Source organism: Pseudoclavibacter sp. VKM Ac-2888 (assembly GCF_015351285.1).
Classification (GTDB): domain Bacteria; phylum Actinomycetota; class Actinomycetes; order Actinomycetales; family Microbacteriaceae; genus Pseudoclavibacter.
Window position 1 is genome coordinate 443,098 of record NZ_JADKSM010000001.1, and the last position, 25,947, is coordinate 469,044.

Below are 25,947 nucleotides of genomic sequence, written 5' to 3' on the forward strand. Positions count from 1 at the left end.
GAGGCGGCCCTTTCCCAACGACGACGGGACGCAGTGTGACGAATTTTGAGTGGTCCGAGCTCGATCGACGTGCAGTCGACACAGCAAGGATCTTGGCGGCAGACGCAGTTGAGAAGGCGAAGGGTGGACACCCCGGCACGGCGATGAGCCTTGCTCCCCTCGCGACGCTGCTCTACCAGCACGTGATGCGGGTCGATCCGAAGGACCCGCACTGGATCGGTCGAGACCGCTTCATCCTGTCCGCAGGGCATTCCTCGCTGACGCAGTACTGCCAGCTGTACCTGGGCGGCTTCGGCCTCGAGCTCGATGACCTCAAGCAGCTTCGCCAGTTCGGCTCGAAGACGCCTGGGCACCCCGAGTTCGGGCACACCGACCACGTCGAGATGACGACCGGCCCACTCGGCCAGGGACTCGCGTCCGCCGTCGGGTTCGCCTACGCGCAGCGCTTCGAGCGCGGCCTGTTCGACCCAGAGACCGCGGTCGGGGAGAGCCCGTTCGATCACCGCGTCTACGTCATCGCGAGCGACGGCGACCTCCAGGAAGGTGTCACGAGCGAGGCATCCTCGCTTGCCGGACACCAGGAGCTCGGCAACCTCATCGTGTTCTACGACGCGAACCAGATCTCCATCGAGGACGACACCGACATCGCCTTCACCGAGGACGTCGCGAAGCGCTACGAGGCCTACGGCTGGCACGTGCAGACGGTCGACTGGACCGCTGGAGAGCAGTACCACGAGGACCTCGCGGCTCTCCACGACGCGACGCTCGCGGCGCAGGCCGAGACGGGCCGCCCCTCGATCATCGTGCTCCGGACCATCATCGGCTGGCCGAGCCCGACCAAGCAGAACACGGGCGGCATCCACGGCTCCGCGCTCGGTGAGACCGAGCTCGAGGCCGTCAAGAGCCTCGTCGGGTTCGACCCGAAGCAGAGCTTCGAGGTCGCCGACGACGTGCTGGCCTACACCCGCGGTCTCGCCGACCGCGTCGCGCCCGTTCGCGCGGAGTGGCAGCAGAGCTTCGACGCTTGGAAGAGCGCCAACCCGGAGCGCGCGCAGCTCCTCGAGCGCCTCGAGGCCGATGAGCTGCCAGAGGGCATCGCGGATGCGCTCCCCGACTTCGCGGGCGTCGCCAAGGTCTCGACCCGCAAGGCCTCCGGTGAGGCGATCAACGCGCTTGCGGCACACCTGCCGGAGCTGTGGGGTGGCTCTGCCGACCTCGCCGGCTCGAACAACACGACCATCAGCAAGGCCGCGTCGTTCATCCCCGAGAAGTTCTCGACGTCCAGCTGGACGGGCAACCCGTACGGCCGCGTGCTGCACTTCGGCATCCGCGAGCACGCCATGGGCGCGATCCTCAACGGGATCACCCTGCACGGCAAGACGCGCGCCTTCGGCGGCACCTTCCTCATGTTCAGCGACTACATGCGCCCCTCGGTGCGTCTCGCCGCGCTCATGAACATCCCGTCGATCTTCGTCTGGACGCACGACTCGATCGCCCTCGGCGGCGACGGGCCGACGCACCAGCCTGTGGAGTCGCTGACCGCGCTCCGCGCGATCCCGAACCTCGCGGTCGTTCGCCCAGCCGACGGCCCGGAGACGGCTGCCGCCTGGCTCGAGGTCGTGAGCCGTCGAGGCGGCCCGACCGGCCTCATCCTCTCGCGTCAGGACCTCCCCGTCATCGCACGCGGTTCCGGCGACGCCAACGAGCAGGAGTTCGGCTCGGCTGCTGGCACGAAGCGCGGCGCCTACGTGCTCGCGGAGGCTGCCGGCGGAGCGCCTGAGGTCATCGTGCTCGCCACCGGTTCCGAGGTGCAGTACGCACTCGAGGCCCGCGAGACCCTGCAGGCTCAGGGACACCCGACGCGAGTCGTGTCCGTCCCGAGCTTCGAGTGGTTCGCCGAGCAGGACGACGCCTACCGGGAGCACGTGCTGCCGTCGGCCGTCGAGGCTCGCGTGAGCATCGAAGCCGGCCTCGCGCTCCCCTGGCTCCAGTTCGTCGGCCCCAAGGGCCGCAGCGTCTCCATCGAGACGTTCGGCGCATCCGCTGACCAGCCCGAGCTCTACAAGGCCTACGGCATCACGGCGGACGCCGTCGTCGACGCGGCGCTCGAGTCGCTCGCGCGCTAGCCGTCCACGGGCGGCACCGTTCGCCCATGCAGCGGTACCCAGCACTTCTTCACCAGCAACGCGAAGGAACACCAGCAATGACTTCAACACCAACAGCAGCACTCGCCGAGGCCGGCGTCAGCATCTGGCTCGACGACCTCTCCCGCTCCAGCCTCGAGTCGGGCGCCCTCGAGCGCCTCATCGCCGAGCGGGGCATCGTCGGCGTGACCACGAACCCGACGATCTTCGCCGGCGCGCTCAGCAAGGGCGAGGCATACGACGCGCAGGTCGCCGAGCTCCAGGCCCGCGGTGCCAGCGTCGACGAGGCGATCTTCGACATCACGACCGACGATGTGCGCTCGGCCTGCGACCTCTTCCTGCCGATCTACGAGGCGAGCAACGGACTCGACGGGCGCGTCTCGATCGAGGTCTCCCCCGAGCTCGCTCGCGGCACCGACGCGACCATCGACGAGGCCAAGCGACTCTGGGCCACGGTCGACCGCAAGAACGCCATGATCAAGATCCCGGCCACCGTCGAGGGCCTCCCCGCGATCACCGAGGTCATCGCCTCGGGCATCAGCGTCAACGTCACCCTCATCTTCAGCCTGAGCCGGTACCGGGAGGTCGTCAACGCGTACCTCTCCGGGCTCGAGCAGGCGCGTGAGCGTGGACACGACCTGTCGACGATCCGTTCTGTCGCCTCCTTCTTCGTGTCGCGTGTCGACGCCGAGATCGACAAGCGTCTCGTCGCGATCGGCACCGACGACGCGATCGCGCTCAAGAGCCTCGCGGCTCTTGCGAACGCTCGCCTCGCCTACGCGGCCTTCGAGGAGGAATTCTCGAGCGAGCGCGCGAAGCTCCTGCTCGAGGAAGGTGCGCACAAGCAGCGCCCGCTCTGGGCCTCCACCGGTGTCAAGGACCCCGCGCTGCCCGACACCCTCTACGTCACGGAGCTCGTCGCGGCCGACACCGTCAACACCATGCCGGAGAAGACCCTCGAGGCTGTCGCCGACCACGGCGTCATCACCGGTGACACCGTCGCCGGCACCGCGCACGCCGCGAACACGACGCTGGACGCGCTCGAGGCGATCGGCGTGAGCTACGTCGAGGTGACCGAGCAGCTCGAGACCGAGGGCGTCGACAAGTTCATCGTCTCCTGGCAGGAGCTCAAGGCAACCGTCGACTCGCAGCTCCAGGCTGCAGCGGCGAAGGCGTAGGTCCGCGCCGTGGGCATCAAGGTCAGCACCTCGGGCGCGGCCTCCGCTGCCGCCGCCGAGAAGGTCGGCGCCCTCGTCGGCGATCGCTTCGCCTCCCGCCTGTTCGCGCAGGACGCGACCCTGTGGGGAGCCGCTGCTGAGGCCGAATCCGCGATTCGACTCGGCTGGACTCGTGCGCACGAGGTCTCCCGCGACCTCGTTGAGGGCATCCTGGCTCTCAAGGCCGAGTTCGCGGATGCCGGCGTGACGCGGTTCGTGCTCTGCGGAATGGGCGGATCGTCGCTCGCTCCGGAGGTCATCACGCGCACCGCCGGCGTCGAGCTCGTGGTCCTCGATTCGACCGACCCGGCTCAGGTCCGGGCCGCCGTCGAGGAGAGCCTCGAGAAGACGGCCATCATCGTCTCCTCGAAGTCCGGCTCGACGGTCGAGACCGACTCGCAGCGCCGGACGTTCGCCCACGCCTTCGAGGCGGCGGGCATCGACCCGGCCAGCCGCATCGTGATCGTGACCGACCCGGGCTCGCCCATGGAGGCCGCCTCGCGTGAGGCCGGCTACCGGGTGTTCCTGGCCGACCCTCACGTCGGTGGCCGCTTCTCGGCACTCACCGCGTTCGGCCTGGTCCCCTCCGGGCTCGCGGGCGTCGACATCGCCGGCCTCCTGGACGACGCAGGCGTCGCGGCGACCGTCGTCTCGGTCGACGACGAGAGCAACCCCGCGCTCGTCCTCGGCGCGGCGATCGCCGCCAAGCGATTCCTCGGCGTCCTCGACGACGGCACGTCCATCGTCGGCTTCGGCGACTGGGTCGAGCAGCTCATCGCCGAGTCGACCGGTAAAGACGACCTCGGGATCCTCCCCGTGGTCCTCACCTCCCGCGCTCCGGAAGTCGCCGCGCGCCCCGCTGACCTGCAGCTCGTTCGGGTCGTCGGCGACGCCGAGGCAACCCCGGCTGCCGGCGACGACATCGCCGTCTCCGGCACCCTCGGCGGCCAGTTCGTCTTGTGGGAGACGGCAGTCGCCGTCGCGGGAGCCGTCATCGGCATCAACCCGTACGACCAGCCCGATGTCGAATCGGCCAAGGTCGCAGCACGCGGTCTGCTCGAGGCGACACCGGAGCCGACTCCGGCGGCCTTCGCGATCGACGGCGTCGAGGTGCGCGGCACCCAGTCCGTCGTCGAGGGGCAGAGCACGCTGAGCGGCGCCATCGACGCCCTCGTGGAGCTCATCCCGTCGGACGGCTACCTGTCGGTTCAGGCCTACGTCGACCGGAACCGCTTCGGGGCACTCGAGGCGCTCCGGGACGAGCTCGCGCAGCGTTCAGGCCGCCCCGTGACCTTCGGCTGGGGCCCTCGCTTCCTGCACTCCACCGGCCAGTTCCACAAGGGCGGCCCGAAGGTCGGGGCGTTCCTCCAGATCACCTCGGCTGAGCCGCAGGACCTGGAGATCCCAGAGCGCCCCTTCACCTTCGGGACGCTCATCTCCGCGCAGGCTGCCGGCGACGCCTCCGTGCTCGAGTCGCACTCGCAGCCAGTCCTGCGGATCGACCTCGGGCAAGGCGGACACGGGCTCGACGCGCTCCTCGGAGCCATCTCGCGCTGATCGATCATCGGGGCGGGGATGCGAGACCCCTCGCGTCCCCGCCCCGTCTCCGGGTCTCCCCGGAGAACAGAACACTCGTGCCTACACAAAAAAGGAGGCGACGCTGTGACGCCAGTCGACATCAGCGCTGACAACAACCCCCTCAGGTCCATCGACGACGGGCGACTCCGCCGCATCGCGGGACCGTCGAGCCTCGTCATCTTCGGAGTAACGGGCGACCTGTCCCGCAAGAAGCTCCTGCCAGCGGTCTACGACCTGGCCAACCGCGGACTCCTCTCCCCCTCGTTCGGACTCGTCGGCTTCGCGCGCCGGCCCTGGTCGGACGACGAGTTCCGTGCGTTCGTCAAGGAGAACGTCGAGCAGCACGCGAGGACCCCGTTCAACGAGGAGGTCTGGACGCAGCTCGCGAAGGGCATGCGCTTCGTCTCGGGTGAGTTCGACAACGATGAGTCCTTCGACTCGCTGAAGTCAGTGCTCGACGAGCTCGACGAGGACCAGGGCACGCGAGGCAACCACGCCTTCTACCTGTCGATCCCGCCGCGATCCTTCCCCGAGGTCACGACCCAGCTGCGACGCTCGGGACTCGCGGATGAGCGAGAGGACTCCTGGCGCCGAGTCATCATCGAGAAGCCGTTCGGGCACGATCTCGCGTCGGCTCGCGAGCTGAACAGCATCGTCGAGTCGGTCTTCTCGAGCGACGCCATCTTCCGCATCGACCACTACCTCGGCAAGGAGACGGTGCAGAACATCCTCGCGCTGCGCTTCGCGAACTCGATGTTCGAGCCGCTCTGGAACGCCAACACGGTCGATCACGTGCAGATCACCATGGCGGAGGACATCGGCGTGTCTGGTCGCGCCGGATACTACGACGGAGTGGGCGCCGCACGCGACGTCATCCAGAACCACCTCCTGCAGCTGCTCGCGCTCACCGCGATGGAAGAGCCGCTCTCCTTCAACGCCAAGGACCTCCGCCAAGAGAAGGAGAAGGCGCTCGCAGCGGTCCGGCTCCCCCGCGACCTGTCGCTCGCCTCCGCCCGAGGCCAGTACGGCTCCGGATGGCAGGGTGGCGAGTTCGTGCGTGGCTTCCTCGAGGAAGACGGCATGAACCCGCAGTCGACCACGGAGACCTACGCCGCCCTTCGCGTGGAACTCGACTCCCGCCGCTGGGCTGGGGTGCCGTTCTACCTTCGGACGGGCAAGCGCCTGGGCCGCCGCGTGACGGAGATCGCCGTCACCTTCAAGCAGGGTCCGCTGTACCTGTTCGAGGAGGCGCAGCGGACGTCGCTCGGGCCGAATGCCCTCGTGATCCGCGTGCAGCCGGACGAAGGCGTCACCATCCGCTTCGGATCGAAGATTCCAGGATCCGGCATGCACGTCCGCGACGTGACCATGGACTTCGGGTACGGCCACGCGTTCACCGAGTCGAGCCCGGAAGCCTACGAGCGACTCATCCTCGACGTGCTGCTCGGCGATCCGCCCCTCTTCCCGCGCCACGAGGAGGTCGAGCTCTCCTGGAAGATCCTCGACCCCGTCGAGGAGTACTGGGCGACGCAGGGACAACCCGAACTCTACAAACCCGGCAGCTGGGGTCCGGCCTCGGCCACGGCCCTCCTCGCCCGCGATGGCCGCACCTGGAGGCGCCCGTGATCATCGAACTCGGCAACACCACGACCTCAGCCGTCTCGAAGCGGCTCGTGTCGATGCGAGAAGAAGGCGGAGCAGTCGCGCTCGGGCGCGTGCTCACGCTCGTCATCTCGACCGGCGAGCGGCGAGGCGAGGCCGCGATCGCCGCAGCCAACTCCGCCTCAGGCGAGCACCCCATGCGCGTCATCGTCATCCACGTCGTCGACCGCACCGCGAAGACCTCGAACATGGACGCGGAGATCCGAGTCGGCGGAGACGCCGGGGCCAGTGAGGTCATCGTGCTGCACGTCTCCGGACCCGCGGCGGACGATCCCGAGACCCTGGTGCAGGCACTGCTTCTGCCGGACGCCCCGGTGGTCGCCTGGTGGCCCGACTCCGCGCTCGGCGCCCCGAGCGCCTCGTCGCTCGGTCGCATCGCCCAGCTGCGCATCGTCGACTCCGGCAGCGCCAGCAACGGCGGTGAGACCGTCACGAAGCTCGCAGAGGGCTTCTGCGACGGCGACAGCGACCTCGCGTGGACCAGGCTCACCAGCTGGCGCGCGCAGATCGCCGCGGTGCTCGACCAGCCCCCGTACGAGCCCATCCAGGAAGTCGAGGTCATCGGGCGTCCCTCGCACACGTCGACCCTCCTGATGGCGGCCTGGCTGCAGCTGGCGCTGCAGGTCCCGGTCCGGCTCGCCCAGGCAACTGAGCGAGAGCTCGGCCGAGCTCAGCTCCGTGCGATCAAGCTCACCCGCCCGAGCGGCGTGGTCACGTTCGAGCGGGTCAGCGACTCCGCCGTCGTGCTCACGCAGCCGGGTCAGCCGGAGCAGAAGATCCCGATGCCCGTGAGGGACCTCCCGGATGTCCTTGCAGAGGAGCTCCGCTCGCTCGGCCCCGACCGCGTCTTCGGCGAGGTGCTCGCCGAGGCCGCCGAGACGGAAGCCCGGGAGCTCGCGGTCGCAGAGACCGCTTCCACGACGGACGAGTCGGCGGAGAACGAGGGAGTGCAGGCATGACACAGGCCGCTCGAAGCAGGCACGTCGAGCCCTCCGTCTCGGCGGTTGCCGAGCACACGGCGCAGCGCTTCGCGCGGCTGCTGGGTTCCACGACGGCGGAGCTCCACATCGCCGTGAGCGGCGGCTCCGTCGCGACGAAAGTGCTCCCCGCTTTCGTCGCCGCGGTGGAGCGCGCGGGCCTCGACTGGTCGCGCGTGCACGTCTGGTTCGCCGACGAGCGATTCGTTCCGACGGGCCACGACGAGCGGAACGTCGTCGCGGTCGCCGAGGCACTGAAGGGCGCGGCCGGATTCGAGCAGGCACGCCTGCACGCGACGCTCGCGAGCGACAGCGGAGAGTCCCTCGAGGATGCCGCCGCAGCCTACGAGGCCGAGCTGCGTGCACTCGTCCCGCCGGCAGACGGGGTCCCCGGCGGCATCCCGTCGCTCGACCTCGTGCTGCTCGGTGCTGGCGGAGACGGACACACCGCGTCGCTCTTCCCCGGAACGGAGGGACTCGAGGAGACCTCGGCGCTTGTCGACAGTATCCGTGACTCGCCGAAGCCGCCTCCCGAACGGGTGACGCTCACCCTCCCGGCCATCCGCGAATCCGCGCGTGTCTGGGCCGTGGTCACCGGTGCCGAGAAGGCAGACGCCGTTCGCCTCGCCGCCACCGAGGGAGTCATCGCGAAGGAATCACCACTCGGCGCCGCGACCGGTCGCCTCGAGACGCTGCTGCTGCTTGATGCCGCAGCCGCAGAGGCACTCGGCTAGGCGCCAGTTCGGCGCACGAACAACGGCCCCGGTCGAGAGGAGACTCTCGGACGGGGCCGTTGTTCGTTGCTCAGCCGTGTGAAGCTGCGGTGCTCAGGACTTCGAAGTCGTCTTGCCGCGACGCTCGCGCAGCTTCGACAGGGCTTCCTCGAGGAGGCGTTCCGCTTCCTCGGCCGTGCGTCGTTCCTTGACGTACGCCAGGTGCGTCTTGTACGGCGCGACCTTTACGGCTGCCGGCGGATTCTCCCGGTCACGTCCGGCAGGAAGGCCGGAGATCGGGCAGTCGATGAGATCGGGGATGTCGTCCTCCGCGATCTCCGCGGAGTAGTGCCTGACGGTCTCGTTGCCGTGCGCGTCCCAGTACGAGATCGACACGCGCGCAGCGTGCACCCCGTGATCTGTCTCCCCCATAGGACCGGCACCGACACGCGATCCCCTGATCGCAGATCCCCCCTGGGCCATTAGCTCACCACAACCGTTTGAATGCGGGTGATGATGCCCATAGCGACGATAGCGAGCAGCCAGATGACCGCGAGGGTCACCGTGATGCGGTTCAGGTTCTTCTCCGCGACGCCGGAAGCGCCCAGATTGGAGCCCATGCCGCCACCGAACATGTCGGAGAGTCCGCCGCCTCGTCCGCGGTGCAACAGAATGAACAGGATCAGCAGGACGCTGGTGATGGCCAGCACGACCTGCAGGATGACGAGGAGAATATCCACGGAATCCCTCTCAGATGAACGGACTCGGACGTGGCCTGAGTGAACAGGCCACGTCCGAGTATAGATGGTTCGCGTTTGCGACTAGGAACCGACGTGCTGACGGAACCGCGCGATGGCGCTGAACTCGTCAACCTTGAGGCTCGCGCCGCCGATGAGTGCGCCGTCGACGTCGGGCTCGCGCATGAAGCCGGCGATGTTGTCGGACTTGACCGAGCCGCCGTAGAGGATGCGCGTGGCTGACGCCACGGACTCGCCCAGGAGCTCTTCGAGCGCGACGCGAAGAGCGTTCGCGACGGTCTGCGCCTGCTCGGGCGTTGCCGCCTGGCCGGAACCGATCGCCCAGACCGGCTCGTAGGCGACGACGAGGTCAGGCGTTCCCTCGACGCCCTCCAACGCTGCCTTGAGCTGAGCCACGGGAACGGCGCTCGCGCCGAACTTCTCGAGGTCCTCGGACGTCTCGCCGACGCACAGGACTGGCACGAGACCGTGCTTGATCGCCGCCTTGACCTTGCTGCCGACGACCTCATCGGTCTCCGCGTGCAGGGTGCGTCGCTCGGAGTGACCGATGATGACGTACTTGCAGGCGAGAGCGCTCAGGAAAGCTCCCGAGATCTCCCCCGTGTAGGCACCGGAGTCGTGCGCCGAGACATCCTGTGCACCGTAGCTGAGCGACAGCTTGTCGGCGTCCACGAGCGTCTGCACGCTGCGGAGGTCGGTGTAGGGCGGGAAGACAGCGACCTCGACGTCGTCGAAGTCGTGCTTCGCGTCCTTCAGCGCCCAAGCGAGCTTCTGCGTGAACGCGATGGCCTGGAGGTGGTCCAGGTTCATCTTCCAGTTGCCCGCCATGAGCGGGGTGCGAGTCGTTACCATCCGAGAACCTGCAATCCGGGCAGCTGCTTGCCTTCGAGGAACTCGAGGCTCGCACCACCACCAGTAGAGATGTGGCCAAATTCGTCATCAGCGAAGCCGAGCGTGCGCACGGCTGCCGCGGAGTCACCGCCGCCAACGACCGAGAGGCCGTCAACCTTGGTGAGTGCCTCAGCGACGGTGCGAGTGCCTTCCGCGAATGCGGGGAACTCGAACACGCCCATGGGGCCGTTCCAGAACACGGTGCTCGACTCGCGGATGGCCGCGGCGAATGCCGTGGCCGTCTCCGGGCCGATGTCGAGCCCGATTCCGTCTGCGCCGAACGCGCTGCCCTCGATGCCATCGGCGGGGACGACCTCGTGATCGGCATCCGCCGAGAACGAGGCGGCGACCACGATGTCCGTCGGGAGGACGATCGAGACGCCACGCTCCTGGGCGTCCGCCAGATACCGACGGACAGTGTCGAGCTGGTCGACCTCGAGCAGGGAGGCGCCGACCTTGTGTCCCTGAGCGGCGAGGAACGTGAAGAGCATTCCCCCGCCGATCAGGATCGAGTCGACCCTCGGCAGGAGGTGCTCGATGACGCCGAGCTTGTCGGACACCTTCGAGCCGCCGAGCACGACCGCGTAAGGGCGCTCGACCGCGGAAGTGAGCCGCTCGAGGACCTCGAGCTCGTTCGCCACGAGGAGTCCCGCGGCACTCGGCACGATCTGTGGGAGGTCGTAGACGGAAGCCTGCTTGCGATGCACGACCCCGAAGCCATCGGAGACGAATGCGTCCGCGAAGTTCGCGAGCTGCTCTGCGAAGGCGCGGCGCTCAGCGTCGTCCTTGCTCGTCTCCCCCGGGTTGAAACGCAGATTCTCGAGGACGATGAGCTGGCCGTTCTCGAGCCCGGCAACACGGCGTTCTGCATCCTCGCCGACGGTGTCGGCTGCAAGCGGGGCATCGATCTCGAGCAGCTCGCCGAGCCTGGCAGCTGCCGGCGCGAGCGAGTACTGCGGTTCTGGTGCCCCCTTGGGCCGACCAAGGTGCGAGATCACGATGACCTGCGCACCCTGGTCGAGGAGGAGGCGGAGCGTACCGAGGGAGGCGCGAATCCGACCATCGTCGGTGATCACGCCCTCCTTGAGCGGCACGTTCAGGTCGCAGCGAACGATGACCTTCTTTCCCGTGAGGGAGCCAAGGGTCTCGATTGTGCGAAGCGCCATGTTGGCGTTCCTTCCTCTTTTGCCGAAGTGGTTAGAGCTTGCTTGCGACGTACTCGGTCAGGTCGACGAGACGGACCGTGTAGCCCCACTCGTTGTCGTACCAGGACGACAGCTTCACCTGGTTGCCGATGACCTTCGTGAGCGGTGCGTCGAAGATCGAGGAGTGGTTCTCCCCGACGATGTCGCGCGACACGATGTCTTCCTCGTTGTACATGAGGAGGCCCTTGAACTCGCCTTCAGCAGCTTCCTTGTACGCGGCGTTGACCTCTTCGACGGTCACAGGCGTCTTGGAGACGACCGTGAGGTCGGTGATCGAGCCAGTCTCGGTGGGGACGCGCAGAGCGAAGCCGTCGAGCTTGCCCGCCAGCTCGGGGATGACGAGGCCGATGGCCTTCGCCGCACCCGTCGAGGTGGGGATGATGCTGAGCGCTGCTGCGCGCGCACGGCGGAGGTCCTTGTGGGGGCCGTCCTGCAGGTTCTGGTCGGACGTGTAGGCGTGAACCGTGGTCATGAGACCCGACTCGATGCCGAACTTGTCGTTGAAGACCTTCACGAGCGGCGCGAGGCAGTTCGTGGTGCAGGATGCGTTCGAGATGACGTCGTCATTCTCGGGGTCGTACTCGGTGTGGTTGACGCCGAAGACGAAGGTCGGTGCCGGTCCGGAGGCCGGTGCCGAGAGGATGACCTTCTTGGCGCCTGCGCTGATGTGCGCACGAGCCTTGTCGGGGTCCGTGAAGTGACCCGTGCTCTCGATGACGATCTCGACACCGAGCTCGGCCCACGGCAGGTTCGCGGGGTCGCGCTCTGCGGTCGCCGTGATCTTCTTGCCGTCGACGTAGATGGCGTCTTCGTCGAACGAGATGTCGTTCTTCAGCTTGCCACCCGTGGAGTCGTACTTGAGGAGGTGTGCAAGCGTCTTGTTGTCGGTGAGGTCGTTGATTGCAACGAGCTCGAGGTTGTTGTCATCCTGCAGCAGTGCGCGTGCGTAGCTGCGTCCGATGCGTCCGAAACCGTTGATGGCGATTTTCGTCACGTGATGCTCCTTTTTCCTGTTGTTTCTCCGATTTGACAGGACTGTGTGGCCTTGGAGGGCCGGGTGCACCATCGCACCGAGTTCGGGGGAACGGTCTGCTCGGCGAGCCCGTTCAACATCGTCAGCCTAGTCCCATGGGCGTGCGCCCAGGTGACCAAATGGGGTGAGCTGTTCGGCGTGGGGATCAGAGCTCGTCGAGGACGGGCAGATTGGACTCCGTGCCCGGGATGCCACGGTCAGAGGCCTGCTTGTCGGCGAGAGCCAGCAGGCGACGGATGCGGCCAGCGACCGCATCCTTCGTCATGGGCGGGTCCGCGTAGCGGCCGAGCTCGTCGAGTGAGGCTTCCCGGTGCGCGAGGCGAAGCTGCCCGGCGTACTTGAGGTGGTCGGGCGCACCCTCTCCGAGGATCTCGAGCGCACGCTCGACGCGGGTGCAGGCCGTGACAGCGGCCTGGGCGGAACGACGCAGGTTCGCGTCGTCGAAGTTGACGAGACGGTTGGCGGTGGCGCGGGTCTCACGACGCTGGCGGAGGCTCTCCCAGCTCTCCACGGTCGCGTGGGCACCGATGACGGTGAGCATCGCGCTGATGGCGTCGCCGTCTCGGATGACGACACGGTGCACGCCGCGGACCTCGCGGGCCTTGGAGGACACCCCGAGGCGTCCGGCCGCTCCGACGAGGGCCATCGCGGTCTCCGAGTTCGGCGTGATGATGTCGAGCGACGCGGACCGGCCCGGGTCGGTCAGTGAGCCAGCGGCGAGGAACGCGCCACGCCAGACGGCGGTGAGGTCGTCCTGGCTGCCCGTCGTCAGACGGTTCGGGAGACCGCGGACGGTTCGCCGGCGCGCATCCATGAGGCCAGTCTGGCGGGCGAGCGTCTCGCCGTTCTCGAGCACGCGGAGGAGGTAGCTCTCCCCCGGGCGGGCCCCAGAGCCGGCGACGATGGAGATCTTCGCCCGGACGCCGTAGAGCTCGAGGAGCTCGCGGCCCAGACGACGCGCGAGCATCTCCGAATCGAGCTGAGCCTCGACCGCGATGCGTCCGGAGATCAATTGCAGACCGCCCGCGAAGCGCAGGAGCGACGCGACCTCGGCAGCACGAGCTTGGGTTGTGGCCGCGCGAGTGCGCAGAAGCTCGTGCTTGACATCGGCGGTGAGCGTCACCGGGGTACCTCCAGGGATCAGAGTGAGTGGGCGCGACGAATCGTCGTCGCGAGTGCGAGATGGAACGAGCGTCACTCGCGACCGAGGTCGCGGTGCCGGACGCTGATGATCGTGTCATCGCGTTCGCGGAGCAGGCTCGCGATGCGCTCGGTCATGGCGACCGAGCGGTGCTTGCCGCCGGTGCATCCGACGGCGAGCGTCACGTGCCGCTTGTTCTCCCGCTCGTAGCCCCGCAGGACGGGGTCAAGCATCTCAATGTAGTGGGTCAGGAACTCGTCCGCACCTTCTTGGTCGAAGACGTAGTCGGAGACCCGCTTGTCGCGACCGTTGAACGCGCGCAGTTCCGGCTCCCAGAACGGGTTCGGGAGGAAGCGCATGTCGACGACAAGATCTGCGTCTGTCGGGATGCCGTACTTGAAGCCGAAGCTCTGGACGGTCACGGCGACCTTGTTCTGGTCGGCTTCGCCGAATCGCTTCACGATGCGGGTCACGAGCTGGTGGCCGTTCAGCTCCGAGGTGTCGATGACGATGTCGCTCGCCTCGCGGATGTCCTGCAGGCGGCTGCGCTCTCGAGCGATTCCGTCGAGGATCGTCCCGTTGCCCTGCAGCGGGTGCGGGCGCCGCACTGCCTCGAACCGCCGGACGAGGGTGCCGTCTGTCGCATCGAGGAAGAGCACGTCGACCTCGTGCGTCTCGCGCAGTCCGCCGACGAGAGCCGTGAACTCCTCGAGCAGGTGACCGCCGCGCACATCGACCGAGACGGCGAGCTTCGGGAGGGAGTCCCGAGCCTTGCCGGCAACCTCGATGAGGGGCCGGATCATCTGCGGGGGAAGGTTGTCGACCACGAACCAGTCGAGGTCTTCGAACGCCTTGCAAGCTGTCGATCGCCCTGCACCGGACATGCCCGTGACGATCATGATGTGCTGGCGTCCTTCGCCGTCGATCTCCGCCGAACTCATGCGCAGGTCACCTCCCATGGACTAAAACACCAGCCTACATAGCCCGAGCGTGCGTCTCTCACGCTTCTGTCGATTGATCGAGTGCGAACCGCTCCGAAATCGCACCGGCCGTCGCCTCGCCGATGCCCTGCACGGTCGTGAGCTCCTCGACGGTCGCCGCGCGCAGCCGCTTGACGGAGCCGAACTTCTTGAGCAGTGCGGCGACCCGGGTCGGCCCGAGGCCGGGGATGTCCGCGAGCACCGTGCCGATGTCTGCCTTGCGCTTCGAGCGCTGGTGGCGGATCGCGAACCTGTGCGCCTCGTCGCGGAGTCGCTGCACCAGGAACAGCGCCTCAGAGCCGCGCGGGAGGATGACCGGGAAGTCGTCGTCTGGCAGCCACAGCTCTTCGAGGCGCTTGGCGATGCCGACGACGGCGATGCCGCGAACCCCCGACTCCTCGAGGGCCCGCTGCGCGGCGTTGACCTGCGGGACGCCGCCGTCGATGAGCAGGAGCTGAGGCCGGTAGGCGAACTTGGCTCGAGTGGACTCCTGGGCGGCCGCCTTCACGGGGCCCGCGGAGAGGGCAGTGTCTTCCACGATCTCGGCGGGACTGGCGTCGTCGCGGAGGTAGGCCAGTCGGCGCGTGAGCACCTGGTGGATGGAATCGGTGTCGTCGGTCGACGAGGCGATGTTGAAGCGACGGTAGTGCGACTTGCGTGCGAGTCCGTCCTCGAAGACCACCATGGAGCCGACGATGCCGGTGCCCTGGAGGTGGGAGATGTCGTAGCACTCGATTCGCAGGGGGGCCTCGCCGAGACCGAGCGCGTTCTGCAGCTCGGTCAGCGCGTCGGATCTCGCGACGTAGTCGCTGCTGCGCTTGAGCTTGTACTGCGCGAGTGCTCCCATGGCGTTAATCGTCGCGGTCTTGAGCAGTTCCGATTTCGGGCCCCGCACCGCGGTGCGCAGCTTGACTCTGGCCTGCCGTGTGGACTCGAGCCACTCGGAGAGCGCGTCCGCGTCTTCTGGCAGAGCCGGCACGATGATCTCGCCTGGCGGGAAGAGCCCATCCTTGCCGTACACGCGCTGCATCGTCTGGTCGATGATCGTGCCGATGTCGGTGTCGAGTTCCTTGTCGAGCACCCAGTTGCGGACTCCGCGAATGCGTCCGCCCCGCACGGTGAACTGCTGCACGGAGGCGCTCAGCTCATCCTCGGCGATGCCGAACAGGTCGAGGTCGACGTTGTCGGGCAGCACGACGGCGCTCTTCTCGAGCACGTTCTCGAGCGCGCCGATTCGGTCACGGAGCTTCGCCGCGTCCTCGAACCTCATCTCGGTGGCCGCGAGCTTCATCTCGTCCTGCAGGGTCGTCAGGAGGCTGCGGTCGTAGCTCTCCATGAAGCGGACGAACTCGTTGACGATGACACGGTGCTCGTCGATCGTGACGCGTCCGCTGCAGGGTCCCCCGCAGCGGCCGATCTGCCCGGGGAAGCAGGGTCGGCCGCTCTGCATGGCTCGCTTGTAGTTCGAGTCGTTGCAGGTGCGGATCGGGAAGGCCTTGACCATGAGGTCGATGGTCTCGTTCACCGCCCAGACCTTGGGATACGGCCCGAAGTAGCGCGCCCCGCGGATGCGGGGGTTCCGGGTCACGAGCACGCGGGGCGCTTCGTCGCCGAGCGTCACCGCCATGAACGGGTAGCTCTTGTCGTCCTTGAACTTCACGTTGAAGGGCGGCGAGAACTCCTGGATCCAGGTGTACTCGAGCTGCAGGGCCTCGGTCTCCGTGCGGACGACGGTCCACTCGACGCGGGTCGCCGTCGTCACCATGTGCCGTGTTCGCTCGTGCAGGCGCTCGAGCGGCGCGAAGTAGTTGCTGAGCCGCGCGCGGAGGTTCTTCGCCTTCCCGACGTAGAGCACGCGGTCGTCGTCCCCGAGGAATCTGTAGACCCCGGGGCTCGTGGGGATGTCGCCCGTCGCGGGGCGATATGGCAGGACGTTCGCCATCAGCGCGCAGCTGCCTCCCGCTCGAAGATCTCCTTCAGGTACTGGCCCGTGTGGCTGTCGGAGATACCGGCGATCTTCTCCGGGGTTCCGACGCCGACGACGGTTCCTCCGCCGGAGCCGCCTTCTGGGCCCATGTCGATCAGCCAGTCCGCGGACTTGATGACATCCAGGTTGTGCTCGATGACAATGACGGTGTTGCCCTTGTCGACGAGGCCGCCGAGGACCTTGAGCAGCTTGCGGACGTCTTCGAAGTGGAGGCCCGTGGTCGGCTCGTCGAGCACGTAGACGCTGCGCCCGTTGGAGCGCCGCTGCAGCTCGGTCGCGAGCTTCACTCGCTGCGCCTCACCACCGGAGAGCGTCGTGGCGGACTGCCCGAGCCGCACGTAGCCGAGGCCGACCTCCACGAGGGTCGAGAGGTAGCGGTGGATGGCCGTGATGGGCTCGAAGAAGTCAGCCGCCTCCGAGATGGGCATCTGCAGGACCTCTGCGATGTTCTTGCCCTTGTAGTGCACGCTGAGCGTCTCCCGGTTGTAGCGGGACCCGCCGCACACCTCGCAGAGGACGTACACGTCGGGGAGGAAGTTCATCTCGATCTTGAGCGTGCCGTCGCCAGAGCAGGCCTCGCACCTGCCGCCCTTGACGTTGAAGCTGAAGCGACCGGGGAGGTAGCCGCGCGCCTTGGCCTCGCTCGTCTCGGCGAAGAGGGTGCGGATGCGGTCGAAGACGCCCGTGTAGGTCGCGGGGTTCGATCGCGGGGTGCGGCCGATCGGGTTCTGGTCGACGTGGATGACCTTGTCGAGCTGGTCGACCCCGGTGATGCGCGTGTGCTTGCCCGCGACGGCGCGTGCGCCGTTGAGCTTGGCGGCGAGGACGCGGTAGAGGATGTCGTTCACGAGGGACGACTTGCCGGAGCCGCTGACGCCAGTGACTGCGGTGAGGATGCCGAGCGGGAAGCTCACCTGGACGTTCTTGAGGTTGTTGGCCCTGGCACCCACGACCGTCAGCTCGCGCTTCTTGTCGTACTTGCGACGCTTCTTGGGTGTGGTGATGCCCATGCGTCCCGAGAGGTAGTCGCCGGTGATCGATCTGGTGTTCTTCTCGAGGTCGGCGACGGATCCGCTGTGGACGACCTCTCCCCCGTGCTCGCCTGCGCCTGGCCCGATGTCGACGATCCAGTCCGAGGTGCGGATGGTGTCTTCGTCGTGCTCGACCACGATGAGCGTGTTGCCGAGGTCTCGCAGCTTCACGAGCGTCTCGATGAGCCTGCGGTTGTCACGCTGGTGGAGCCCGATCGAGGGCTCGTCCAGCACGTAGAGCACTCCGGTGAGCCCGGATCCGATCTGCGTCGCGAGTCGGATGCGCTGAGCCTCGCCGCCGGACAGCGTGCCAGCCGCGCGTGCGAGGTCGAGGTAGCTGAGGCCGACCTCGATGAGGAAGTCGAGCCGAGCCCGGATCTCGCGCAGCACCTGCGCCGCGATCTTCGCCTCGCGGTCGGTGAGCTCGACGGTGTTCATGAAGTCGAGGCAGTCGGCGAGGCTGAGCGTCGTCGCGTCGGCGATCGAGCGACCGTGCACCTTGACGGCGAGCACTTCAGGGCGCAGACGCGCGCCGTTGCAGGCCGAGCAGGGGATCTCGCGCAGGTACTGGGCCCAGCGTGCCCGGGTCGCGTCGGTCTCGGCCTCGGCGTACTGCCGCTCGATGTACGGCATGACGCCCTCGAAGCCGGAGCTGTAGGTCATCTGGCGGCCGAAGCGGTTGCGGTACTTGACCCTGACCTCGTATTCGCGCCCCTCGAGGATGGCCTCGCGCACCTCTTCCGGGAGCTTCTTCCACGGCGTCGTGAGCTTGAACTCGATCTGCTCGGACAGGCCGAGCAGCAGCCGCTCGTAGTACTGGTAGAGGCTCTTGCCCTGCGAGCTCCACGGCAGGATGACCCCGTCGGCGATCGAGGCGAGCGGGTCTCCGATCAGGAGCTCACGGTCGACGGACATGCGCGTGCCGAGGCCGTCGCAGGTCTGGCAGGCGCCGAACGGGGCGTTGAACGAGAACGTCCTCGGCTCGATCTCCGTGAGCGCGATCGGGTGGTTGTTGGGGCAGGAGAGCTGCTCGGAGAAGGTGGTCCAGGCGTCGTCTCCCTCCGCATCCACGAAGTTGATCTGCACAAGACCATCGGCGAGGCGCAGGGCGGTCTCGAGCGAGTCGGTGAGTCGACCGAGCACGTCCTCGGCCGCGACCAGACGGTCGACGATGACCGAGATGTCGTGCTTGAACGACTTCTTGAGCTTCGGCGGTTCGGTGAGCTGGACGCGCTCTCCGTCGACCATCGCCCGAGCGTAGCCCTGTCCGGACAGCGACTGGAAGAGGTCGACGAACTCGCCCTTCTTCTGCTGCACGACGGGCGCGAGCACCTGGTACCTCGTGCCCTCCTCGAGCTCCATGAGGTGGTCGGCGATCTGCTGGACCGTCTGTCGCTGGATGACCTCGCCGCAGACGGGGCAATGGGGGACGCCGATGCGTGCCCAGAGCAGTCGCAGGTAGTCGTAGATCTCGGTGATCGTGCCGACGGTGGACCGCGGATTGCGGTTGGTCGACTTCTGGTCGATGGAGACCGCAGGGCTCAGGCCCTCGATGAAGTCGACGTCCGGCCGGTCGACCTGACCGAGGAACTGGCGCGCGTACGCGGAAAGGGACTCGACGTAGCGTCGCTGTCCCTCGGCGAAGATCGTGTCGAAGGCGAGCGAGGACTTGCCCGAACCGGAGAGGCCCGTGAACACGACAAGGCTGTTGCGCGGGATCTCGAGGTCGACGTTCTTGAGGTTGTGCACGCGTGCGCCTTGAACGCGCAGCTGCGAAGTGGGAGGAAGGACGGCCATAGCTCTTTCGGGTTCTCTCTTCGTGTGGATGCTCTGTGCGCCCGTCATCGGCGGGCGGCCGTGCTCAGCCCTTGGTGACGTGACCGGCACGTTCCATGGTTCGCAGGTCCTGCTTCAGCGCTGAGAGCTCGTCGCGCAGACGCGCCGCGAGCTCGAACTTGAGCTCTGAGGCCGCATCGAGCATCTGCGCGTTGAGGTCCGAGATGAGGTTCTCGAGCTCCCGGGCGCCGGAGGCGGCCAGGCCCTCGCGCTTGAGTTTAGGTGTCGTCTGACGCTTGTTGTCTCCCTTGCCGCGGGAGGCGAGGAGCTTCTCGGTGTCCTGCCCCTCGCGCATGAGGGATTCGGTGATGTCGGCGATCTTCTTGCGAAGCGGCGTCGGATCGATGCCGTGCTCCGCGTTGTAGGCGAGCTGCCGGTCTCGGCGCCTGTCGGTCTCCTCGATCGCCTTCGCCATGCTGTCGGTGATGCGGTCGGCGTACATGTGCACTTCGCCCGTCACGTTTCGGGCGGCGCGGCCGATGGTCTGGATGAGGGACGTGCTGGAGCGCAGGAACCCCTCCTTGTCTGCATCGAGGATCGCGACGAGCGACACCTCTGGCAGGTCGAGTCCCTCACGCAGCAGGTTGATGCCGACGAGGACGTCGTAGAGCCCGGCGCGCAGCTCCGAGAGCAGCTCGACTCGTCGCAGCGTGTCGACGTCTGCGTGCAGGTAGCGCACGCGAACGCCGTTCTCGCCGAGGAAGTCGGTGAGCTCCTCTGCCATCTTCTTGGTCAGCGTCGTGACGAGGACACGCTCGTCGCGATCCGCGCGGAGGCGGATCTCCTCGAGGAGGTCGTCGATCTGACCCTTCGAGGGCTTCACGACGATCTGCGGGTCGACGAGACCCGTCGGGCGGATGATCTGCTCGACGAAGCCGTCCGCCTGAGCGAGCTCGTACTTGCCGGGAGTCGCCGAGAGGTAGACGGTCTGGCCGACCCGGTCGCTGAACTCGTCCCAGCGGAGGGGGCGGTTGTCGAGAGCGCTCGGCAGGCGGAAGCCGTGGTCGACGAGGGTGCGCTTGCGCGAGGCGTCGCCCTCGTACATCGCGCCGATCTGCGGCACCGTGACGTGGGACTCGTCGATCACCGTGATGAAGTCGTCGGGGAAGTAGTCGATGAGGCAGTGGGGAGCCTCACCCGGCGCCCTGCCGTCCATATGGCGCGAGTAGTTCTCGATGCCGGAGCAGAAGCCGATCTGCTCCATCATCTCGAGGTCGAATGAGGTGCGCATGCGGAGCCGCTGCGCCTCGAGGAGCTTCTGCTCGCGCTCGAAGACGCCGAGGCGGTCATCGAGCTCGTCGCGGATCTGGCCCATGGCGCGCTGCATGGCGTCGGCTCCCGCGACATAGTGCGAACCCGGGAAGACGCTCACGGAGTCCATGGACCTGACGACGTCACCCGTGAGGGGGTTGAGCGCTGTCAGGGCCTCGATCTCGTCGCCGAACATCTCGATCCGAATCGCGAGCTCCTCGTAGACGGGGATGATCTCGATCGTGTCGCCGCGGACGCGGAAGGTGCCGCGCTGGAACGCGACGTCGTTGCGCTGGTACTGCATCGTCACGAAGCGGCGGATCAGCTCCTGCCGCGGGATGCGGTCGCCGACGTGCAGGGCGAGCATGGAGTTGAAGTACTCCTCAGGCTTGCCGAGTCCGTAGATGCAGGAGACCGTCGAGACGACGATAACGTCGCGTCGGCTCAGCAGCGAGTTGGTGGTCGAGTGGCGCAGGCGCTCGACTTCCTCGTTGACGGAGCTGTCCTTCTCGATGAAGGTGTCGGTCTGGGGGACGTACGCCTCCGGCTGGTAGTAGTCGTAGTACGAGACGAAGTACTCGACTGCATTGTTCGGCATGAGCTCGCGGAACTCGGTGGCGAGCTGCGCGGCGAGCGTCTTGTTGTGGGCCAGGACGAGCGCGGGGCGCTGGAGCTTCTCGATGAGCCAGGCCGTCGTTGCCGATTTTCCGGTTCCCGTGGCGCCCAGGAGCACGACGTCGGGCTCGCCCGCGTTGATGCGGCTGGCAAGCTCTGCGATCGCCTTCGGCTGGTCGCCGCTTGGGGTGTACTCGCTGACGACTTCGAAGGGACGTACGCTGCGTGTTGCTTGCATAGAACAAGTGTACGTGGCGGCTGCGACATTTCGGGGCCTCCGTGATGCGCTCTGCGCGATCACGGAGGCCCCGAAGCGAGGTGCAGCCGGCGCGGACTAGTCCTCGCTCGAGAGCACGCCCTGCGTGTTCTCGAGGTGCGCCCGGATGAACCACTGGAACTTCTCGAGCTCGGAGACCTGGCCGATGACGAGGTCCTGCGTCACGAGGTCGAGGTCGTCCAGCCGCTTGATCGCCTCGCGATGGTCGGTGATGACGCCGACGTAGACGTGGTCGAGCGCCTCGAGGTGCTGGCGCGTGCCGGCCCTGAAGACCTCGTAGTCGCCCCAGGTGCGGGCCTCGACGAGTGCTCCGGGGAGCCCGTTCGGGGGGACGCCCAGAGCTGCCATGCGCTCTGCGAGTTCGTCAGCGTAGCCGCGGACCAGCTCGATCTGGGGGTCGAGCATCTCGTGCACGCCGATGAAGTCGCGCCCGATGACGTTCCAGTGCGCGTGCTTGAGCGTCAGGTGCAGGTCGTTCAGCGCGTGGAGGCGGAGCTGGAGCAGCTCGCCGATCTCGTGTCCCTTGTCGAGCGAGAGTCCGGGAACCGTGTACTCGCCGTTCTCGGTGTGCTGGCTTGAGGCTGTCGTGGTCATGTCAGTCCTCTCTTGGGAGCGCGTCGCGCGTCTCCCGATCAGTGAGTCCCGTTCGTTGCGGGATGCTCAACACTGTCAGCCCGGTCTGAACGTTTGGTCGGAAGACGTGCGGGTCGGCGAAAGGACGGACGTAGACTGCCCCGATGCGCCGCGAAGAGTCCGAGGGCACCCAGCTGCACGAGCTGGGTTCCTCGGCTGCACCGAGCTACGGGGTCCTCGCGGCACGGACTCCCATCGACCACGAGATCGAGATCCGTCGGTCCAGGTTCATCTGCCGCCTCGAGCGCGTCGAGAGCGAAGAGCAGGCCAGGCAGGTCATCGCCGACCGTCGCTCCGCGCATCGTCTTGCCCGCCACCACTGCAGCGCTTTTGTGCTCGGCGCCCGCCGAGGCGTGCAGCGATCCAACGACGACGGTGAGCCCTCGGGAACAGCGGGCGTCCCCATGCTCGAAGCCCTCGTGCTCCACGAGCGAGTGCGCGGCGAGGTCGATTCAGCGGACCTGAGTGACGTCGTGGCTGTCGTCACGCGGTACTTCGGAGGTGTGCTGCTGGGGGCCGGCGGGCTCGTGCGCGCCTACTCGGAGTCCGTGTCCTCCACGCTCGAGCTGGCTCCGCTCGCGAAGCGCGAATCGAGGGCGATCTTCGGGCTCGAGGCGCCGCACGCCACCGCTGGCCGGTGGGAGAACGAGCTCCGAACTCGCGGAGTGCTCGTCACGGGAACGGAGTATGCGGGGTCGACGGCACTGCTGAGCCTCGCCGTTCCCGACGCGGCGGATGCGAGACGCGGCCTCGCCTCCGAGGTCGCTTCGATCACCGCTGGTGAGGGCACGCTCGTCCCGCTCGGCACCGAATGGGTCGACCTGAGCTGAGGCACCGACGACGGGGGCATCCGGGACCGCATCCCGCCCTGTCTCGTCAGCGCATCAGACCCCGTAGGTCTGCGTCTCCGGTGCGCGCAGCGCGACGGCGGCGAGGCGTCTCCACTCCTCGTCGACCTGCTCGAGCGTCTGATCGAGCGGCGCACTCGTGTCGATGAGCACGTCGGCGATCTTCCGCCGCTCCTCGTCGCTCGCCTGCGAGGCGATGCGCGCCCTGGCTTCGGCAAGGGACATCCCCCTGCTCTCGACCAGCCGCTCCTCTCGAACAGCCGCGGGGGCATCCGCGACCCAGATCTCCTCGTAGTCGTAGTTGCTCGTCGACTCCACGAGCAGTGGGATGACGTGGACGACCAGAGCGGCGGGGTCATCGCGCAGCACCTCCTCGAGTCGCTCGCCGGTGAGGCGACGGACCTCCGGGTGCACGATGTCGTTGAGGGCGCCGCGGGCCTCGTCGTCGCCGAAGACGAGCGCGCCGAGGGCAGGGCGGTCGAGGGCACCATCGTCGAGGATGACACCGTGTCCGAAGCGAGCCTCGATCTGTCGGAGCGCCGGCGAGCCGATCGCCACGGCTTCCCTCGCGAACACGTCCGCATCGAGGATCACGCCGCCGAGCTCCTCGAGGCGCTTGGCGATGGTCGTCTTTCCCGAGCCGATGCCTCCGGTCAGAGCGATGGTGACCATGATGTGCCGTCCTCTCATCTGCGGATACCCGCTGCGGGCATTGCCGTGAAGCCAACGCTACTGCGCTGAGGCAGCGAGCGCAGTGCGCTCTCCCCAAGCCGCGCTCGACCCATCCGCATGCCAGACTGAGGGCCAGGAGGCACTCACATCATGCTTGAAATTCTGACCGGTCTCGGGCTCGCGACGGCCAGCGGACTGAACGCGTTCATCCCGCTCCTGGGAATCGGGCTCCTCGCCCGATTCACCGACCTCATCGCGCTGCCGGCGGGCTGGGCGTGGCTCAGCAATGACTGGGTGCTCATCATCGTGGGCGTGCTCCTGGTGCTGGAGCTCGTCGCCGACAAGGTCCCGGCACTCGACCACGTCAACGACTGGATCCAGACGGTCATCCGCCCCACCTCCGGCGGGATCGTCTTCGGTGCAGGCACTGCGAGCTCCACCGCTGCCATCCAGGACCCTGCATCGTTCTTCACGAGCAATGCGTGGGTTCCCGTGGTCATCGGCATCGGGGTGGCGCTGGTGACCCACCTCACGAAGAGCGGCACGAGAGCCGCTGCGAATGTCGTCACCGCGGGAGCCGCCGCACCGGTGCTCAGCGTCGGCGAGGACGCCCTCAGCGTCGGGCTGCTGTTCTCCGCGATCCTCGTGCCGCTGTTCGTCGTGGTCATGCTCGCCTTGATCGGCGTGCTGGCCTGGGTGCTCTTCCGCAGCTTCAAACGAGTCCGGGATGCGCGCGCCGCGCGGACCAGGCCAGCCGCTCCCCCAGTTCCCCCGGCCCCTGGCCTCTCTGCCTGACGCTCGCAGAGACCTCTGGCCCGGCTGGAGAACCAGCCGGGCCAGAGGTCTCTGCGCAGCACGACGAAGCCGACGTCGCGGCGCCGCCGGAACGGCCGAAGGCCGGCCCCAGAGATGGGACCGGCCTTCGGTGCAGTGAGGCTGCTGGGAACTAGTTCCCTGCGAGCTTCTCGCGGAGGGCTGCAAGCGACTCGTCGTCGGCAAGCGTTCCTGCGCCAGCTGCTTCGCTCGTGAACGAGTTCAAGGAGCTCGACGGCGCGACTGCGCTGACGTTCTGCTCGATCTCGGCTGCCGAGGCGACCTGCTTCTTGTGCGCTTCCCAGCGAGTCTGGGCGAGAGCGTACTCCTGCTCCCAGGCTTCGCGCTGCGTGTCGAAGCCTTCCTTCCACTCGTTGGTCTCGGGGTCGAAGCCCTCGGGGTACGTGTAGTTCCCCTCGGCGTCGTACTCGGAGACCATGCCGTAGAGCGCAGCATCGAATTCGGTGCCCTCGGGGTCGACGCCATCGTTCGCCTGCTTGAGCGAGAGCGAGATGCGGCGACGGTCGAGGTCGATGTCGATGATCTTGACGAACAGCTCCTGGCCGACCGACACGACCTGCTCGGCGAGCTCGACGTGTCCGCTGGAGAGCTCCGAGATGTGCACGAGGCCCTCGATGCCGTCTGCGACGCGGACGAACGCGCCGAACGGAACGAGCTTCGTGACCTTGCCCGGTGCGATCTGGCCGATGGCGTGCGTGCGAGCAAGCACCTGCCACGGGTCTTCCTGCGTTGCCTTCAGCGACAGCGAGACACGCTCGCGGTCGAGGTCGACTTCGAGGATCTCGACGGTGACCTCCTGGCCAACCTCGACGACCTCGGAAGCGTGCTCGATGTGCTTCCAGCTGAGCTCGGAGACGTGCACGAGCCCGTCAACGCCACCCAGGTCGACGAACGCACCGAAGTTGACGATCGAGGAGACCACACCCTTGCGGACCTGGCCCTTCTGGAGGTTGTTGAGGAAGTTCGAGCGGGTCTCGGACTGCGTCTGCTCGAGGAGAGCGCGACGCGACAGGACGACGTTGTTGCGGTTCTTGTCGAGCTCGAGGACCTTGGCCTCGAGTTCCTGACCGAGGTACGGCGTGAGGTCGCGGACACGGCGGAGCTCGATGAGCGAGGCCGGGAGGAAGCCGCGGAGGCCGATGTCGACGATGAGACCGCCCTTGACGACCTCGATGACGGTGCCGGTGACGACGCCGTCTTCTTCCTTGATCTTCTCCACGTCGCCCCAAGCGCGCTCGTACTGAGCACGCTTCTTGGACAGGATCAGACGGCCTTCCTTGTCCTCCTTCTGGAGAACGAGTGCCTCAACGGTGTCGCCGACCTGAACGACCTCGGTGGGGTCGACGTCGTGCTTGATCGAAAGCTCGCGCGAGGGGATGACACCCTCGGTCTTGTAACCGACGTCGAGGAGGACCTCGTCGCGGTCGATGCGAACGACGGTGCCCTCGATGAGGTCCCCGTCGTTGAAGAACTTCAGCGTCTCTTCGACCGCGGCAAGAAAGTCCTCAGCAGATCCGATGTCGTTGATGGCGACCTGCTTGGTTGCCTTTTCGGTCGTGGTGGTGGTCATGTAGGTAATGCTCCAGGTGGGCTATAAGTCGGCCCGGATGCGCTGCTCGGGGCGTGAAGCCAAGGGCAACGGGGTTCATCCGGGAATACGGATA

General features: G+C 67.2%; 21 protein-coding genes. 8 read left to right on the forward strand and 13 right to left on the reverse strand.

What is annotated here, in order from left to right; translation table 11 throughout:
* Positions 1 to 35 precede the first annotated feature (35 nt).
* From tkt to pgl, 6 genes are all read left to right on the forward strand, one after another.
* Positions 36 to 2,126, forward strand: coding sequence for a transketolase (tkt, locus tag ITJ61_RS02100; RefSeq protein ID WP_104241211.1), 2,091 nt, complete (start codon positions 36 to 38; stop codon positions 2,124 to 2,126).
* 77 nt (positions 2,127 to 2,203) lie between these two features.
* The gene (gene tal / locus ITJ61_RS02105; RefSeq protein ID WP_194685320.1) at positions 2,204 to 3,322 is read left to right on the forward strand and encodes a transaldolase; all 1,119 of its coding nucleotides are present in this window, start codon (positions 2,204 to 2,206) and stop codon (positions 3,320 to 3,322) included.
* A 9-nt stretch (positions 3,323 to 3,331) separates the two neighbouring features.
* Positions 3,332 to 4,918 (forward strand): glucose-6-phosphate isomerase, encoded by a 1,587-nt coding sequence (locus ITJ61_RS02110; RefSeq protein ID WP_194685321.1) that lies wholly within the window; start codon positions 3,332 to 3,334, stop codon positions 4,916 to 4,918.
* A gap of 105 nt (positions 4,919 to 5,023) precedes the next feature.
* Positions 5,024 to 6,565 carry a glucose-6-phosphate dehydrogenase gene (zwf, locus tag ITJ61_RS02115; RefSeq protein WP_236558410.1) on the forward strand — a complete coding sequence of 514 codons (1,542 nt, stop codon included), beginning with the start codon at positions 5,024 to 5,026 and terminating at the stop codon, positions 6,563 to 6,565.
* The gene (locus tag ITJ61_RS02120) at positions 6,562 to 7,560 is read left to right on the forward strand and encodes a glucose-6-phosphate dehydrogenase assembly protein OpcA (protein ID WP_104241215.1); all 999 of its coding nucleotides are present in this window, start codon (positions 6,562 to 6,564) and stop codon (positions 7,558 to 7,560) included. The genes zwf and ITJ61_RS02120 overlap by 4 nt, the downstream gene beginning before the upstream one ends.
* Positions 7,557 to 8,312, forward strand: a complete 756-nt coding sequence (gene pgl / locus ITJ61_RS02125) for a 6-phosphogluconolactonase (RefSeq protein WP_104341073.1) — start codon at positions 7,557 to 7,559, stop codon at positions 8,310 to 8,312. The genes ITJ61_RS02120 and pgl overlap by 4 nt, the downstream gene beginning before the upstream one ends.
* Positions 8,313 to 8,405: 93 nt before the next feature.
* Here pgl and ITJ61_RS02130 read toward each other — a convergent pair whose 3' ends face one another.
* The 11 genes from ITJ61_RS02130 to ITJ61_RS02180 form a co-directional block, all read right to left on the reverse strand.
* Entirely contained in the window at positions 8,406 to 8,774 is a 369-nt protein-coding gene (locus tag ITJ61_RS02130) for an RNA polymerase-binding protein RbpA (RefSeq protein WP_104241217.1), read from the reverse strand.
* Positions 8,774 to 9,031, reverse strand: coding sequence for a preprotein translocase subunit SecG (secG, locus tag ITJ61_RS02135; protein WP_104241218.1), 258 nt, complete (start codon positions 9,029 to 9,031; stop codon positions 8,774 to 8,776). The genes ITJ61_RS02130 and secG overlap by 1 nt, the downstream gene beginning before the upstream one ends.
* Positions 9,032 to 9,112: 81 nt before the next feature.
* Entirely contained in the window at positions 9,113 to 9,901 is a 789-nt protein-coding gene (gene tpiA / locus ITJ61_RS02140) for a triose-phosphate isomerase (protein ID WP_104241219.1), read from the reverse strand.
* A complete protein-coding gene (locus tag ITJ61_RS02145; protein ID WP_194685322.1) occupies positions 9,895 to 11,106 on the reverse strand; it encodes a phosphoglycerate kinase in 1,212 nt (403 codons plus the stop codon). Before ITJ61_RS02145 ends, tpiA begins: the two co-directional genes overlap by 7 nt.
* Before the next feature lie 31 nt (positions 11,107 to 11,137).
* Positions 11,138 to 12,139, reverse strand: a complete 1,002-nt coding sequence (gene gap / locus ITJ61_RS02150) for a type I glyceraldehyde-3-phosphate dehydrogenase (RefSeq protein WP_236558411.1) — start codon at positions 12,137 to 12,139, stop codon at positions 11,138 to 11,140.
* A 184-nt stretch (positions 12,140 to 12,323) separates the two neighbouring features.
* Positions 12,324 to 13,301, reverse strand: a complete 978-nt coding sequence (gene whiA, locus ITJ61_RS02155; protein WP_068481866.1) for a DNA-binding protein WhiA — start codon at positions 13,299 to 13,301, stop codon at positions 12,324 to 12,326.
* A gap of 71 nt (positions 13,302 to 13,372) precedes the next feature.
* Complete coding sequence (rapZ, locus tag ITJ61_RS02160; protein WP_104242040.1) at positions 13,373 to 14,260, reverse strand: RNase adapter RapZ; 888 nt, start codon at positions 14,258 to 14,260, stop codon at positions 13,373 to 13,375.
* Positions 14,261 to 14,318: 58 nt separating this feature from the next.
* A complete protein-coding gene (uvrC, locus tag ITJ61_RS02165; RefSeq protein ID WP_104341071.1) occupies positions 14,319 to 16,241 on the reverse strand; it encodes an excinuclease ABC subunit UvrC in 1,923 nt (640 codons plus the stop codon).
* A complete protein-coding gene (gene uvrA / locus ITJ61_RS02170; RefSeq protein WP_104241223.1) occupies positions 16,241 to 19,114 on the reverse strand; it encodes an excinuclease ABC subunit UvrA in 2,874 nt (957 codons plus the stop codon). Before uvrA ends, uvrC begins: the two co-directional genes overlap by 1 nt.
* A 64-nt stretch (positions 19,115 to 19,178) precedes the next feature.
* On the reverse strand, positions 19,179 to 21,257 hold the full coding sequence (gene uvrB, locus ITJ61_RS02175; protein ID WP_104241224.1) for an excinuclease ABC subunit UvrB: 2,079 nt from the start codon (positions 21,255 to 21,257) through the stop codon (positions 19,179 to 19,181).
* A gap of 96 nt (positions 21,258 to 21,353) precedes the next feature.
* On the reverse strand, positions 21,354 to 21,890 hold the full coding sequence (locus tag ITJ61_RS02180; protein ID WP_104241225.1) for a Dps family protein: 537 nt from the start codon (positions 21,888 to 21,890) through the stop codon (positions 21,354 to 21,356).
* 143 nt (positions 21,891 to 22,033) lie between these two features.
* Here ITJ61_RS02180 and ITJ61_RS02185 point away from each other — a divergent pair, with 143 nt between their 5' ends.
* Positions 22,034 to 22,759 (forward strand): IMPACT family protein, encoded by a 726-nt coding sequence (locus ITJ61_RS02185; RefSeq protein WP_104341070.1) that lies wholly within the window; start codon positions 22,034 to 22,036, stop codon positions 22,757 to 22,759.
* Between the two features lie 54 nt (positions 22,760 to 22,813).
* Here the strand turns inward: ITJ61_RS02185 and coaE are convergent, their stop codons facing one another.
* Positions 22,814 to 23,449 (reverse strand): dephospho-CoA kinase, encoded by a 636-nt coding sequence (gene coaE, locus ITJ61_RS02190; RefSeq protein ID WP_104306612.1) that lies wholly within the window; start codon positions 23,447 to 23,449, stop codon positions 22,814 to 22,816.
* Between the two features lie 150 nt (positions 23,450 to 23,599).
* On the opposite strand from coaE, the gene ITJ61_RS02195 reads away from it, so the two are divergent.
* A complete protein-coding gene (locus ITJ61_RS02195) occupies positions 23,600 to 24,244 on the forward strand; it encodes a DUF4126 domain-containing protein (protein WP_104341069.1) in 645 nt (214 codons plus the stop codon).
* A 151-nt stretch (positions 24,245 to 24,395) separates the two neighbouring features.
* Here the strand turns inward: ITJ61_RS02195 and rpsA are convergent, their stop codons facing one another.
* Positions 24,396 to 25,853, reverse strand: a complete 1,458-nt coding sequence (rpsA, locus tag ITJ61_RS02200; RefSeq protein ID WP_194685323.1) for a 30S ribosomal protein S1 — start codon at positions 25,851 to 25,853, stop codon at positions 24,396 to 24,398.
* Positions 25,854 to 25,947: the final 94 nt, after the last annotated feature.

Excerpts from the sequence above, each read along its gene's own strand:
- rpsA (WP_194685323.1), bottom strand. The coding sequence starts at position 25,853 with ATGACCACCACCACGACCGAAAAGGCAACCAAGCAGGTCGCCATCAAC.
- rapZ (WP_104242040.1), bottom strand. The coding sequence starts at position 14,260 with ATGAGTTCGGCGGAGATCGACGGCGAAGGACGCCAGCACATCATGATC.
- ITJ61_RS02130 (WP_104241217.1), bottom strand. The coding sequence starts at position 8,774 with ATGGCCCAGGGGGGATCTGCGATCAGGGGATCGCGTGTCGGTGCCGGT.
- ITJ61_RS02195 (WP_104341069.1), top strand. The coding sequence starts at position 23,600 with ATGCTTGAAATTCTGACCGGTCTCGGGCTCGCGACGGCCAGCGGACTG.
- tpiA (WP_104241219.1), bottom strand. The coding sequence starts at position 9,901 with ATGGTAACGACTCGCACCCCGCTCATGGCGGGCAACTGGAAGATGAAC.
- coaE (WP_104306612.1), bottom strand. The coding sequence starts at position 23,449 with ATGGTCACCATCGCTCTGACCGGAGGCATCGGCTCGGGAAAGACGACC.
- uvrC (WP_104341071.1), bottom strand. The coding sequence starts at position 16,241 with ATGGCGAACGTCCTGCCATATCGCCCCGCGACGGGCGACATCCCCACG.
- ITJ61_RS02145 (WP_194685322.1), bottom strand. The coding sequence starts at position 11,106 with ATGGCGCTTCGCACAATCGAGACCCTTGGCTCCCTCACGGGAAAGAAG.
- uvrB (WP_104241224.1), bottom strand. The coding sequence starts at position 21,257 with ATGCAAGCAACACGCAGCGTACGTCCCTTCGAAGTCGTCAGCGAGTAC.
- ITJ61_RS02185 (WP_104341070.1), top strand. The coding sequence starts at position 22,034 with ATGCGCCGCGAAGAGTCCGAGGGCACCCAGCTGCACGAGCTGGGTTCC.
- uvrA (WP_104241223.1), bottom strand. The coding sequence starts at position 19,114 with ATGGCCGTCCTTCCTCCCACTTCGCAGCTGCGCGTTCAAGGCGCACGC.
- ITJ61_RS02180 (WP_104241225.1), bottom strand. The coding sequence starts at position 21,890 with ATGACCACGACAGCCTCAAGCCAGCACACCGAGAACGGCGAGTACACG.
- pgl (WP_104341073.1), top strand. The coding sequence starts at position 7,557 with ATGACACAGGCCGCTCGAAGCAGGCACGTCGAGCCCTCCGTCTCGGCG.
- tal (WP_194685320.1), top strand. The coding sequence starts at position 2,204 with ATGACTTCAACACCAACAGCAGCACTCGCCGAGGCCGGCGTCAGCATC.